This is a genomic window from Gammaproteobacteria bacterium, from assembly GCA_029881255.1.
In the GTDB taxonomy this organism is placed as follows: Bacteria; Pseudomonadota; Gammaproteobacteria; order S012-40; family S012-40; genus JAOUMY01.
Genome location: JAOUMY010000001.1, coordinates 824,559 through 838,794 on the forward strand (window position 1 = coordinate 824,559; position 14,236 = coordinate 838,794).

General features: G+C 45.4%; 10 protein-coding genes. 3 read left to right on the plus strand and 7 right to left on the minus strand.

Annotated features, from left to right (window positions below):
* Nucleotides 1-80: 80 nt before the first annotated feature.
* Both OEZ43_03815 and OEZ43_03820 read right to left on the minus strand, forming a co-directional pair.
* A complete protein-coding gene (locus tag OEZ43_03815) occupies nucleotides 81-2,999 on the minus strand; it encodes a hypothetical protein (protein MDH5544694.1) in 2,919 nt (972 codons plus the stop codon).
* Between the two features lie 15 nt (nucleotides 3,000-3,014).
* Nucleotides 3,015-3,434 carry a rhodanese-like domain-containing protein gene (locus OEZ43_03820; GenBank protein MDH5544695.1) on the minus strand — a complete coding sequence of 140 codons (420 nt, stop codon included), beginning with the start codon at nucleotides 3,432-3,434 and terminating at the stop codon, nucleotides 3,015-3,017.
* A gap of 175 nt (nucleotides 3,435-3,609) precedes the next feature.
* Here OEZ43_03820 and tyrS point away from each other — a divergent pair, with 175 nt between their 5' ends.
* A complete protein-coding gene (gene tyrS / locus OEZ43_03825; protein ID MDH5544696.1) occupies nucleotides 3,610-4,890 on the plus strand; it encodes a tyrosine--tRNA ligase in 1,281 nt (426 codons plus the stop codon).
* Nucleotides 4,891-4,894: 4 nt separating this feature from the next.
* On the opposite strand, the gene OEZ43_03830 is transcribed toward tyrS, so the two are convergent.
* Genes OEZ43_03830 through OEZ43_03845 form a run of 4 tightly spaced genes read right to left on the minus strand, consistent with a single transcriptional unit; the run spans nucleotide 4,895 to nucleotide 9,662 of the window.
* Nucleotides 4,895-5,542 (minus strand): hypothetical protein, encoded by a 648-nt coding sequence (locus OEZ43_03830; GenBank protein MDH5544697.1) that lies wholly within the window; start codon nucleotides 5,540-5,542, stop codon nucleotides 4,895-4,897.
* A 21-nt stretch (nucleotides 5,543-5,563) separates the two neighbouring features.
* Nucleotides 5,564-6,667 (minus strand): hypothetical protein, encoded by a 1,104-nt coding sequence (locus OEZ43_03835; protein MDH5544698.1) that lies wholly within the window; start codon nucleotides 6,665-6,667, stop codon nucleotides 5,564-5,566.
* Nucleotides 6,664-9,228 (minus strand): GH3 auxin-responsive promoter family protein, encoded by a 2,565-nt coding sequence (locus tag OEZ43_03840; GenBank protein ID MDH5544699.1) that lies wholly within the window; start codon nucleotides 9,226-9,228, stop codon nucleotides 6,664-6,666. The genes OEZ43_03835 and OEZ43_03840 overlap by 4 nt, the downstream gene beginning before the upstream one ends.
* Before the next feature lie 5 nt (nucleotides 9,229-9,233).
* Nucleotides 9,234-9,662 (minus strand): hypothetical protein, encoded by a 429-nt coding sequence (locus OEZ43_03845; GenBank protein MDH5544700.1) that lies wholly within the window; start codon nucleotides 9,660-9,662, stop codon nucleotides 9,234-9,236.
* 134 nt (nucleotides 9,663-9,796) lie between these two features.
* On the opposite strand from OEZ43_03845, the gene OEZ43_03850 reads away from it, so the two are divergent.
* Entirely contained in the window at nucleotides 9,797-10,528 is a 732-nt protein-coding gene (locus OEZ43_03850; protein ID MDH5544701.1) for a helix-turn-helix transcriptional regulator, read from the plus strand.
* Nucleotides 10,529-10,565: 37 nt separating this feature from the next.
* Here the strand turns inward: OEZ43_03850 and OEZ43_03855 are convergent, their stop codons facing one another.
* Nucleotides 10,566-11,870 (minus strand): multiheme c-type cytochrome, encoded by a 1,305-nt coding sequence (locus OEZ43_03855; GenBank protein ID MDH5544702.1) that lies wholly within the window; start codon nucleotides 11,868-11,870, stop codon nucleotides 10,566-10,568.
* Nucleotides 11,871-12,047: 177 nt separating this feature from the next.
* Between OEZ43_03855 and OEZ43_03860 the strand changes: the two genes are divergently transcribed.
* Nucleotides 12,048-14,225, plus strand: coding sequence for a hypothetical protein (locus OEZ43_03860; GenBank protein ID MDH5544703.1), 2,178 nt, complete (start codon nucleotides 12,048-12,050; stop codon nucleotides 14,223-14,225).
* Nucleotides 14,226-14,236 lie beyond the last annotated feature (11 nt).

The following is a 14,236-nucleotide window of genomic DNA, read 5'->3' on the forward strand; positions in this document are numbered from 1 at the left end:
TTCCACTATTGGTCGATGCAAAGCCGCGTATTCTACCACACAAGCCTGCAGCAGCGAGTCTAAGACTCGATTAATAGATATTAATAGATGTTGATGACGTCGACGGCGGAACGATAAAAACGCATGTTTCCAACAACGACTTCAATGCTCTGCGTGCCAGGCGTGGGGCCGGTCTCCCACTCTACTGTTGCAGTGCGGGAAGTGGGATCGAGGTCCAGCACGTAACACGTTCCATTTGAGACACGGCACTCGAAATTCAGTTCATCCAGACTGTCCCAACTGACTTGGTACTGCAGGACAGATCCGAAAGAGACATCCTGATAGTCGTCATCGAGAGAAGGGCGAGCGTTATCATGGATATTTAGCCCCGCATACTGACTGATGTTATAGATGTAATCACGATCAACTGTCAGCGCAATACTGGATTCCGGTGTATTGTAATGGCCTGTGACGATGGGAGCACCAGGAGTCGATATATCAAAAATGAATACACCGGCATCTCCGGAAGCTGCGTATAACTCATTTTCATATAACTTGATTTGTTTGCAGTTAATGGCGACATCCGGTTCTACAACGCCAAGTTGCATGACTTGTTGTGGATTACTGATGTCGAGCATCGCGACACCAAAAGTACCGTTGGCTACATAGGCTATGTCGTCGACAATTTCAATATCATAGGCCCAGCCACGAATCTCAGTCGTGCCCATGTATATCGGATTTCTGATGTCGCTTATGTCATATATGGAGATACCAGCTTCCAATTCTGCAACGTAAAGATAATTTCCTCGTGTTGCTAAGGCGACAGAGCGACCCGGAGTATCAAATGTTATGGCATCTTCCGGTGTATCGATTCCGAAAAAAGACACCCCGTAAATATTATTGGCAACTATCACGGTTTGATCCACGATCAGCGCGTCATTCGCTTGTTCTACAGGAAACTGCGCTAATATCTCAGGATTATCTGGATGTGCGCTGAGGTCATAGACGCTAACACCGCGGTGTTGATTCGAAGCCAGCAAAAAGTCCTGATGAATACGTTGTTCCAACGTGGAAGACGGTGAAAACTGTGTCCCCGTAATTTGAATATCAAAAACATCACTTGCATCTAAGGTCTGTAGACCTTGATATGAAGATCCAAGATAGATGTAGTCTCCGGATCTACTGACTGAGAGGAATCGATTGTATCCAACATTTTCATCGATCCATGCTAAATCGCGTTGTTTTGCTAGGTCAAAGTGCTGGATGCCGTGTATTTCGTCAAGAAGAACCAGTTGGTTATTGTAAACATCGGCGTCAAGTAAGCGGTGAATGGAGTTATATATTCCAAGCAGTTTGGTGGAATAAATCTCACTAATATCGAAAACAAAGGCGCCTTTCAGTGGATTGATGACCAGCGCGTAATCTCCGGATATGCGTAAATAGGTGCCTGGGCTGTAGGCAACAGTTTGGCTATAAATAAGATTAAATGCATTGTCATAGATGCTGAATTGCGCGGTATCGAGGACAATTGTGAAATCATTTCGGCCATAAGCGTCGATAATCCCAACATGCTCGAAAAAAGATAATTGACCTGTGTCGTCGTTTCGTACGGTAAGCCCGTTACCGTCCGTAGTGATAAGCGTTTGGGAATCTTCATGAACATAAATGTTTTCATAGCTGCCACTGTTTGGCGTCATATCGCGTATGCTGCTGTCTTCTATATTAATATTGACTAGTCTGTTATCGAAAGTCTTGATTATCAGCGTGTGACCAATCAGGTTCATTCGGACGGGATCAAGAGATTCAACTTCTATGGATCTATTCAGCACGAATTTGCCAGGTATGGAATGGTCAATGATCTCTATACCATCATAGTGTGAAGCGAAAAGCTGGGTATCAGATATCTCAAGATTTTGTATAAAGTGTTGTGTTGCGTACAGCGCAGTAATTTTAGCTGAGTCCGGTACACTGATGTCCATACTGACAATGCCTAGATCTTCAAGATATACGAATAAAGTATTTTCCCGGCGTCGAACAAGAAGTCCCTTGTAAGGTAAAAGTTGTAATTGAAAAGGATTGAACTTGGTTGCTGTACTGCTTATAGCAGGCGCTGAATGAACCTCAAGAAGCTCTTCGTTGTCGGCGCCAACACGGTAGAGGCCAAACGTGAGTGCCCCACTATTGCCGTTGCGGTGTATTAACGCAAGACCATTCTGATTCGACACTATGCTTGCAGGAGAACCGCCAATTTGTTTCCAAACGAGTTGGCTTTCGCTTGGGTGTAAAGGGCGCAGGGCGAATAATTCACCTCGGATGGATTCATCGACATAGGCTAGCGTAGAGACCAATATTTCGATTTCGTACTCGAAACGTTGACCATTTTCATGCCAGCCGGTCACCTTCACCATATCAGTACCGAAAAAGTTGTCTGGTGCACGATAGATCAGCCGTTTATGGCTGGTAAGGGCAAGTGTTCCAAAGGTCGGTTTGCTTGGCGTTTCGAATTCGACGGTGTAGGGATGGGCGACCAGTGGCGTGATATCAATTGGCCTACCGGGTTCAATGCGAATATTTTCAGAGAAGGTAAGTTCCGGAACCGATATCGGGTCGGCTGCAGCCGGACCGCTATCGGTTTTGGCTAGAGTTTCCGGGAGTGAGAGGGTAATTGTACCGACGCGCCAGTTTCCGTAACGGTCGTTGACAATGTATTCAAAACTGTCCTGATCGGTAAAATTCTGGTCGGCGTGGTAGTTGGCCTTGTCAGAATGTAAGGCAAGCAAGCCTGTGTCCGGCATACGGCTTATTTTGAATTCCAGACCTTCACCAGAGGACAGTTTTGATAGCTGTATTTGCGCGGCCCCTTCGTCATCAAGAACGATATTGGCGTTTGCGGCCTGCAGTTGAGTTGTTTGGCCTCCTCCGCAGGCGGTTAACAAGCTGGCAAGCACTGCTGTTGACAAGGCGGTGCGCGTAAACCTAGCACCGTTTAATGTGATTTCTCTTTCTGGCTTGCTTTTCATAATTTAATCATATGGTTAGCATTGTTCCCAGGGAAGTCCTTCAAAGCGCCAACCCGAGATGCTGCTACGGTGATGGCTTTCGTCTAGCGGACCCTCGAACCCGCCTTCAATGTTAAATACCTCGGTAAATCCGTCTTCGATCAACTTTTTTCCAGCTTCCAGCGAGCGTTTACCGCTGCGGCAAATCAGCAGTACGGGTACGCAGCCTTCACCGTCACAGACTATCCCTCCCAGCATTAACTGTCGCACGTGCGCGGTAAAATGTGGGTCGACTACCCAGTCAGGTTCATCTATCCACGGCAGGTTTACCGAGCCTTTAGGGTGTCCTACAAACAGAAATTCCATAGACGAACGTACATCCACAAGGATGGCCTGTGGATTATTCTCTAGCAAATCGTATGCTGCTTTGGCGCTTATGCTCTTTACTTGGCTCATATTCCCTCCCGTCTCGGTATGCATCGCTTTGTAAAGGAGGATTCCGGTCTACAATTCCGGTAAAATGCCGCCTTTTCTCCATGATAGTGGGTTTACCAGTGGGTGTGAATAGCGGTGTTTGGGGGAGATTTCTCGACACCGTGCCAGAATTAGCAACGAAGGGCGTGATAGGCGAATGACAAATAATGTTTTTGAAGAACTCAAGTGGCGAGGTCTGGTGTTTGACGCCACTGAGGGTGTGGAAGAGTTACTGGCGCAAAAAAAGGTAAGTTTCTACACCGGTTTCGACCCTACTGGCGATAGCCTGCATGTAGGAAGTCTGGTACCTATCATCGGTCTGGCGCGTTTGCAGCGCTTTGGACACACGCCGATAGCCCTCGCAGGTGGTGGAACCGGGATGATTGGCGATCCCAGTGGCAAGACGCAGGAGCGCCAGCTACTAAGCCTGGAGCAGGTGCAGCACAACGTAGAATGCATAAAGCAGCAATTGGCCCGCTTTCTGGATTTCGACTGTGCTGGCAATCCTGCCCGACTGGTCAACAATGCAGATTGGTTAGGCAGTATGTCGATACTCGAATTTCTGCGCGATGTGGGTAAACATTTCACGGTCAATTACATGACCGCCAAGGAATCGGTAAAGTCGCGGATTGAACGGGAAGACGGCATTTCATATACCGAATTTAGTTATATGTTGCTCCAGGGTTACGATTTCTACCACCTCTTCAAACACCATGACTGCGTGTTACAAACTGGCGGCAGTGATCAGTGGGGAAATATAACTACGGGTATGGAGCTCGTTCGGCGTATGGATGGGAAACGAGGTTATGGTTTGGTCTATCCGCTGATTACCAAGTCTGACGGCACCAAGTTTGGTAAGACCGAAGAGGGTACGATTTGGCTGGACCCTCAGAAGACCTCGGCTTACCGGTTCTATCAATTCTGGATGAATACCGACGATCGCGATGTCGATCAATATCTGAAATATTTTACCTTTCTGACGCGCGAAGAAATTGCCGAACTACGCGCGAAAACGGAAGCTGAACCACATAAACGTGAGGCCCAGATTCGATTGGCGGAAGAAATGACGCGTACGGTTCATGGTGATAGCGCCCTGTCACATGCGCGTAAGGCGACACAGGCCCTGTTTGGTGGTGATATCTCTGGTCTAGATGCGACGGCAATTGAAGACATATTTGCTGATGTACCATCCGCGGAAATAGCGCGTGAAGGATTTGCGGGAGCCGGCTACTCGCTTATCGACTTGATGGCCGATGGTGGGGTGACTAAATCAAAAGGTGAAGCACGGCGTCTCATACAAGGTGGAGGAGTCTACGTGAATAACCAAAAAATAGATGATGTTGAACAGCGTATTGATTTAGATAACACAATAGAAGGTCGATATATTGTGTTGCGCAAAGGCCGCAAGAACTATCACCTTGTAAAGCTTTCGGATTAGCTTGTCAGAATTTTTTGTGTAGAGATAGGCCAGGAATCAACGTTAGGTTCTCGGTATTTATAAAATCAGAAAAATCGTTTGATTTAGTATAGATAGCCAGTTCCGGAATGATGCTTATCCCACTTTGGACGGGAAACTGGTAGTTAATGAGCATTCCCGTTACGTATTCAGTTCTAAGTTGTGTATATATATCGCCATTTTGTTGAACGATAAATCGCGGAATGAAGCTGAGTAATCTTCCTGAGGGCATTGGGATGGTATGGTAGTAAGAAAAATACCAGTCTTTTTTTAGCGGCAGGTTTTGTGTTGGTAGGCTTTTTACGCCAATACCCAATTCAATCGCGGATATAAATTTTCGGTTTTCCTGAGGAAGTGTATATTTTGCGTTGAGCACAGGACCACGAAGTAATTTGGCTTCAATGTCTAGAAAATCTGTTATTCCTAGGCGAGTCATGAATTCAAGTTCGACGACAGGTTTGGCGTCAGTAATGCCACGATCGAGTATGCCGCCTTGTATGCCTATCCCCGTTTCTTGCGAGCCTGCGGGCAATGAGAGCGCAGAGTTTCCGCTGCTAAAACTCGCGCAGCCGCTGACGAGAATCAGAAAAAGGACTGAAAGTCGTTCTATAGTTTTTATTCTGTTTCGTAACATGGTTCACCTGATTGCCAAATCCTAAGGGTGCGCCCCAGTATAATTACCTAAACCAAAACTGTCGCCAATATTCTCGTGGGTAACAAGCAAACCATTTTTACCGAAACGTAAGGGCTTCGATATAATGTCCTCTGTGAGCAGGTAATCGCTGAAGCCTCCTTCCATCGCTACCACTAAATCAGGCGCCTGGCTCGCCAACGACATAGCAGCGCGAGTTAGCAAACTGGTTTCTCCTACGTGGCTTCCGATTACAACAGGTAGGCCCATTTTTTGTGCGTTCCCAAGCATCTCATAAGAGCGTATAAGTCCACCCAACTTAGAAATACGTAGATTAGGTATCCACTGGTCTTCAAATCTTTCGAAATGCCGGAAATCGTCGGAACGTAGAAGGCATTCATCCAGAATAATTTTGCAGTTCACCCCAGTAGAAAACTTTTTAAGTTGTTTGAAGTCGCGGGCTCTTAGAGGTTCTTCGATAGCGAAAAGGTGCTCATGTAATGTCTCAAAATAATTTAGTGCAATCGCGGGCGTGCTGAAGTAATTATTTGCGTCGACGCGAACTCTGGCAGTTGGAAGTTTTTCCTTTATGGTTTTGATGCGAACCTGATCCAAGCCGATATCACCTGAAAGTTTTATTTTAAAATCCATAAAACCCAATTTTTGGTATTGCCCCAAAGTTGCCAGAAATGCCTTGTCGCTACCTGTGCCCAATACAGCGCTGTACTGAAATTGCGGAATTAGCTGTCGAAAACCGAGTAATTCTTCAACGGATAAGTTGTTTTCTTTGCATAGTGCATCAGTTAGTGCGAGTTCAATGGCGCACCAGGCAGCAGGATATCTGTTTATGAATTGTTGATGTGTATCTGCCCACTCGACTAACAGACTTGCGCTCCACTTTTGTTGAAAAATGTAATGAGAGATCTCTTTTATCTTTTTAACGGTACTGTCCAAGCGTTCCTGTGTAACATAAGGTCGTGGACATGATTCGCCATATCCACGGACACCGTTTTCTGTCTCTACGACGACGAGTACGCTTTCTGATACAGCCCGGTTTGCTGACGCATGGCTGAAACCGTAACGAAAAGGTATCCGCAGAGGCCTCGCGTTTAAGAAACAAATTCTCATGCTACCATCCCCTCTTGTTGCAATACTTCTTCTGGAAACTCGGATTGATACCAAAGTATGCGAGGTTTGTACTGACCTTCACGCTGTCCATGATCTACCGCATAGCGCTTAAGTCTGTCCTGCAAGCCGGGAGGAGCGACACTGATTTCCAAAGGCTCAAGACGCTTGCTATATCGCTTGGATTTGTACTCAATATTGTAATTGCATAGCAGCCGATCGATTTGCGTTGCGAGTTGCGAATAATCTGGTACATATTGACTTAAGCCATCAATGAAAAGTCGATATTTGGCCTGAGCAACGTCGGCTATCATTACATATGATGGTAGGAGCACCTGGCTCTCTTGCTGAACTCTCGTCACAGCACTGATGACCTGATGTTCATATAGTTTTTCGCCACTAATATTGGTAATTCCCTGTCCTTTTTGAACGAAGTTGAAAAGCGGTGTGTTCTTGTATTTTCCACAAACGCGCACGATATCGTTCATACAGTAACGATACAAGCCATTGCCAGTGGTTACGAATATGTAATATTCAGTTTGGTTTTTTAATTCGTGCAGCATCTCAAACAGATGCTGACCGTTTTCCCAGTTATGCTTTTCTACGAACTCAAAAAACACATGTTGAAGGTTTGGCATGCCTTCGCTCTGCGAGTTTAGCGGGAATGTAATGCGAGACTCGCTCGAGATAAGCCCGAGATCAAGTATTTGCGTATTACTTGGCAACACCTTTTTGAGTGCAGAAAGTGCTGTTCCACAACTTCCGCCGGTCCAGGTGTTTACCAGTTGTAGATTTGGCCAGATGTTGTGTATATGGCATTCTCCGCTTTGTAATTGAGTAATGACGTGTTTCCGTCTGATCTGTGTTTGCTTGCATCGTTCAGAAAATCGTCGGCAGACGACTGCTGGCACGTCTGGATGAGCATATAGTTTTCCCTGCTGTAGCACCTCAAGCAGAATATGTTTACGCTCATCTAGCAGTCGATCAATGCTTACCAATGAACTGGGATTTGCTGCTGCCAGATAGGTTACGTGTCTTTCAAGGAGCCCAAAGCACAAGATGACCAGATAACGTAGCTCGTAGTCTGCGATTTGATTAATTTCTTCCGGAATTAACATATTCTTCCGCAGAGTGGGTGGTGTAAGTCGTCCAATTAGTCCTGACACAGCGCCATAAGGGATGCCGTGAGAGGTATGTCCCTCTATCTCTGGGCTGGTAATGGCGAGTATTTTTCCGAAAAACGCCTGGGGGAATTGACGGAAAACGTTCAATCCAAACAGCGTTTGCTCCTTTTGTAAACGCTTAAGTTGGTCGTAATCTATTGGTAGATACTTAGGTTTGTCTGTCGAGCCGCTGGTGACAGCATAGTATAGAGGCGGCTTGCTGGTGATGGCAGGCAAGTTCTTATCAACTTGCAATTGGTACCAGTCACGCAGGTGTTCGTAATTATTTACAGGAATCTGTTCCTGAAATTGCTGGTAATCGTGGATTTTGGAAAATCCGTGTTGCTTCCCGTAAAGCGTATTCGCCTGTTCGTGAAGAATTCGTTTCAAAACTCTTTTTTGTACGCGAGCAGGGCAGGCGCTTTGCAATAAAATACCAGACCAGTTTCGTAGCCAGGCAATGCTTGCACCGAGATGTAGCAGGCTAAAGCGAATGGTTTTCATACATGAAAGCACCGGCACTTGATATTGTTCTATGCCCGGAATGAAGGGTGTTTTCATTTGAGTGATGAATCCGCTCGGATATTGGCGGTTGACGAGGCCAATATCTCCTATGACTGTATCTTTTGGGCAATAGTATGTGCCAAATAGTCGATCCCATATGATGAGATTGTTGCCAAAATTGTTGTCGGACTGTTGTTTATCTATGCTGTGATGCCAACGATGAAGCTCTGAGGTGCTGACAAAATAATTTAGCCACCCGAATTTGAGCTTGATATTGGCGTGTTGAAAAAAGCCATTTGTCGCATAGATGACGTAGTAGAGCGATAAGACAAGAATGTCGACACCCAACAGCATAAATGGCAAGGTGTCCAGGCTCAACTGCATCAGTTTTTCGAGTGGGTGAAAGCGGGATGTATTAAGCCAGTACATTTTTTTTGGCGAATGATGTACAGCGTGTAGTCTCCACAGAGGTCTCCAGGTATGTGCAAGCCGATGTAGCCAGTAGCGCAGAAAATCAGCGAGCAGAAATACCATTAAAAGCTGGGCGCCGGTGGATAACTCATGAGGCCAGAATTTATGAATTTGTGGAAAACTGCTCGTAATTGGCTGGTATGTGGCAAAGACAAATGACAGGACGACTAGCTTGGGCAGCAACATTTGCACGATGATTAAAAAAAGGCTGTCATTTATCCAGTCTTTTCGTCTAGGTTGCCAATGCTGACGATGTGGCTGTATGTGTTCCAAAATGATGATTCCGAAAACGGCCACCGCAATCGCAGAATAGCTTGCCACTTCGATAGGAAAGTGGCCTTTCATCATTAGAAATATTGCTACGCCTGATACCATCAGGGTCGGATAGCTCGACCATGCCAGTATTTGCGTCATAAATTTGTTCATATTGTTCACCCCTTTGTATTCTTTTTTTGTTTCAAGATGTTGGCTATTAGTAGTACGTACGCAGCGAGTACGAAATGAAAAATGGTCGAGAGCGTATTAGAAAACCAGCGACTCTCTTCAAATAGAGTCTGACCAAATATCAGACGCAGTATCATCACCAGCACGTATAGCAAGCCGAGTCGCCACAACCATTTCCCCCAAAATGGATTGACGGATATTCGGTTGTAGCGGGCGCGAAAGCTGTAACGCAACATGGCGAAAAGAATGAGAATCTGAAAAGTCAGTAATAAAAAATATGGCATCGTGCCGCTGTGCCAGGCTTCAAAAGGGGGCAGCGTAGGAAGGCTGATATGAAGCGAGGCAAACTGAGCAGCGACACGAAAACCAAAACACAGGGTCAGCAGAAACAAAAGAGGCGCGGTTCTTGTTGCCATTTTTGGACTCCTTTTCCTGTTAAACAATTTGTTATTGTTGTTTCCTCGGTATTCTGGCAAAGGTGTAGATATTTGCAACAATGATGTGTAAAGTAGCTAATGTATCGTCTATAAGTATCGTATATTGCTACCTTATGTCGCAGCCTACACTATTGATCTCGGCGCTAAAGAAAGTGTTGAAAAATCAGGGGGTCCGTTATCGAGATCTGGCGGAGGTCCTGGGTTTGAGCGAGGCGAGTATCAAGCGCATGTTCTCTGAGGGGAATCTGTCTATTCGACGCCTGGGAGAGGTATGTGCCTATCTCGGGGTGAATTTTACTGATCTGGCCAATATCATGGATCAGGAAGAGCGCCGTACCGACAGGCTTAACGAGCAACAGGAATATGAGCTAGTCGCAGACATCAAGCTGTTGTTGATGGCGTTCCTGGTAATCAACGGATTCCACTTTGGTGAAATACAACGTTATTACCGATATACAGATGCGGAAACGATCCGTTATCTCGCCCATCTGGATCGGATTGGTATCATCGACCTTTTTCCGAATAATCGAATTCGTCTGAAGATCTCGCCCAAATTTACCTGGCGTCGCGATGGGCCGATTCAGAAGTTCTTTACGCAGCGATTACAACCTGATTTTCTGGCAAGCCAATTTCTCAACGAGGGTGAGAGTCATTTCTTCCTCACGGCAATGCTGAGCCCGGAATCGGCAAAAGAGTTGGAAAAGCGCATCCATGATCTGGTTATTGATTTTCAACTTCGAAACCAGCAAGACGGTCTACTGCCTCTAGAGCAACGTACGATTTATAGCATGCTATTGGGGATGCGTTCCTGGCATCCTAGTGCATTTGAAGAATTACGTTTGTGAGCAATTATGGTGGCCCACTGCTTGAACTGACCTCAAGTTAATGTTTGATCCGAGGCCAATAGGTATCAAATTTGAAATCAGGGCTATGTTTTTGAATGTGGCATTGCTGACACATTTGTTCAGGTTTCCATCCTTTGTTGGCGACCGGCTTTGCTCCGCCACTATCCGCGTGCGCTTTGGCGGCACCATGGCAATTTTCACATTGCACATTCGCGAGGTCTTTTGTCAGCATGTAATCCAGATAACCGCCTTCTTTTTCAAAACCCACGGTATGACAGCCGATGCAGTTGGGGTCAAATGATTTGCCTACGTCCATTAACTTGAAAAATGCCTCAGCGTGCGGCGATTCGAACCATTTTTCATGTTCCTTCGCATGACAGGACTCACACACCTTTTCGCCGGCGTACGGACTTTGTCCTGTGGTCATGGCCTTGCGCGCAGCGACACGTGCTTCGTATTCCTCGCGAACCTTATCATTATAAGCCTTGTACCAGGCTTCCATACGCGGGGCGTCGCCTACATCAACCGGTAAAGCTATTACTTTGTGAATGTAGTTCTCGATATTGCCTTGTTCATTGATTTGCAAATCAAGTTTACCTAGGCGCATACCTCGAGAACCGGGTTGTAAGACAAGTGTATTGCCCTTCTTTATGGGTTCATTAATGATTTCATATGCGGCTTCGATCACCAGAATATCGATATTGTCTAGTGGAAAGAGCTTTTCTGCTGAATCCAAAGGCAGAGTTGTGGATAGTATTGTGATGTGCTTTTTCGCTTTTGCCTGTTTTAATTGTTGTGCAATGTCAGTCGTATCGTGCGAAACCGGGTTATCTCCCATCATGCCTTTGCTTTTTTCGCTATTGGGGTCGATCCAGTTAAAAATTTCTACAATTTGTTTACCCCGTTCGACTGCGACCGATTTCTGCAAGCTCTCGTTTTCCCAGTTACTTGCTATAAAAGTGTTAAAGGTTTCCTTTAGAAATGGCAAGCCGTAGGCAAGGTCTTGCCATTGTACCCCTATTGCATCGTAATTTAGCTCTTCGAGTCCGGAGAGTATGAATTGACTTTTAAGCTTGTCCTGTGGCATCTCGCTGACGAGCAAGCCGCCACTCGAGAATAAAATGAGGTCTGGCTGCTCCTTGCGAAGCTCATCGACCTTTTTGACGCGCCGCTTTATTCCGCCCTTGTCACCACCTTCGCTACAGCCGCAAGGCTCCAGTTCACCATCTAGATTTCCCGAATAGATCAAAGTGATGTTTTGAGATGACGCAAGGACAGTGGTTAAAGGTAAAGATATGTAAAGGATTACTAGTAGCGAAATCTTGAGAAATTTGTAGTTCATTTAGTATCAACCGTGAGTTTGTTCACCAAAAGTCTCTATAAAAATTAATCTTCGAATCATATGTCATGTATATATGAGTGTCATGTCTTTATTTAAGTTCTGTAGTTGAAAAAGACATGGCTGTTGTCAGTTTGCAGCCTCTCAAATAAGGAAAACGATAATCTACACGGAGGGAATATGGCGAATTCATATCAGCGCATTTCTGCGCTTGCTTCAATTATTGTAATGCTTGGGCTAGGAGGCTGCTTCCATGAAGGTATTTTTGCGTGGCAGTCTTCTGAAGTATCAGATGAATCGGTAGGCGATTCTGCTCATAATCATGATGCAAGCATGACACATGCTATGCACGAAGAGATGTACCCCGATCCTGTATTGGTTGATGAGAAAATTCTAAATAGCCTGTATAACGGCGAATTGCTTGATCATAGTTTGCAAAGCGTAAATAGCTGCACAGATTTAAAGCAAAATTTGGTTGCAAACTGGCTGGGAAAAGATATGGATGGTCACTCACTGGTTATGGTTGAACCAAATTATCTGCCTCCACCAATTCCATTTATGTATTCTCCCTATCGTTTGCCTGGATTTAATGACTTAATAGTTGATAATCAGACGCTTTTCTTTATGTACGAAAACACCCTGCACGTCGTGAGTGTGTCGGACGATGGCGCTATGAATCGCGTGAATAAGCTGCCTCTGGATTTTCTTTCATCTGGGCTGACCTTGCAGTCTGCCAATACACTGATTGTCGCAGGCCATCGCCTGGAGAGTGGTAGCATAATCAGCGGACAGGTATTCGCGATTATTGATATTGGCGAAGGTTCGGCACCTACTGAAAGACATCGTATTGTTGTCGCCGAGGGTAATGTGAACTTGACTAATGTGGATGCAAATAGCATGTCGATGTCTTATAGATCAGAGATTCGCTTGCCTCGCTCCTTGTTGGAAGATCAGCAATTTAGAGAAATAACGGAAAACTATCGGGATGCTGCGCGTCTTAATGAGCTATATCAATATGCCATAGACAATACTGAAGGCGACCCGGCGTCAGAGCTTGTCGAATTTCAAGCGGGTACGCAGGCCTTGCTTGATGCATATGAGATAATGTTTAACAATAAATTCGATGAGCATGTCGAAAGCATCAGTGAATTGCTCCCGTCTTTTACCTTGGTCAAAGGCCAAGAAAGCACGTCTATCAGACCCCTATCTTGTGACAATCTACTGACTTCTGAAGATGATGATGGGTTTAGCATATCTGGTTTTCTGGATTTGGAAAACGTCAATGGTGGTTTGCTGCGTTCTGTTGCACTATTAGGCCAATATGAGTTTGTATCCTTATCCAATGACTATCTGTTGTTGCTTTCTCAGCGTCACCCAGGCTACATGAATGAGTCGAGCTATCCATCAACACTTCTGGTGCAGCTGAAAGTTGAGGATGACAAGTATGAACTGGTTTCCGCCAAATCCATTGCCGGTCAAATCTTGATGGAAAACATTAAACTGAAGGATGGCTTGGCCTATTTGTTTTCTCAGCAACATTCGTTCAATTTCAATAGCGCATATCCTGATGTTGGTATGAGTAATTTCTTTGTTTTGTCAATTGATGAAAACGGATTGAATAAAGTGAGCGAATTGCCTCATGTTATATCGCAAATGTGGAACGTTCCACATCATGAAGCAGTGTTTTTGGACAAAGGGGTGGTTGTCTTTAATCGAGAGCACAACAGACGTGTCCTGGTGAACTATGTAGATCCCAATAATCCCTACGTTTCGGAGCAGGCTATGGAAAATACGCTGCACTCGTGGGTCGTAATCGATGACTCTCGTCTAGTAGTTCTTCTACAGAATCGTCAGTATGGAACTGGATCACTCATGCAACTGTGGCAAGTTTCTGGAGCTGTAGATGTTTTAGATACTCTGCATTTCGCTCAGGACATCAGCTTGGGCATGGACAGAGATGCGAAGGTAGCGCAGCTTGGTGATAAGCAGGTATTAGGGTTACGAATGAGCTATCCGCAAGTAAATGCAGACAGATCGCATTATGAAGGTCGATTACGTTTTATTGAAATTTCTGCCGCCGATACATTGGCCGATCTTGGCGAGGTGCGTATGAGCACCGTAAGGTCGAACTTTGCTTCATGTATTGGACACGCAGCACATGATGGGGTCGCGATGCAAACTGCACCTCCTCCTTATTACAAGGAGATGTGTTACATGGATGGTATGAGCATGATTAATTTTGATGGGGCTGTGAACACAGACGGCGCCTCCTATCTGGTAAGTCACCTCGACAATACTATTCAGTTAAACGAGTTTGGTGCACTTTCTCGTCAAACCAATTTGACTATTATCGAGTAGTGAAAAATGAA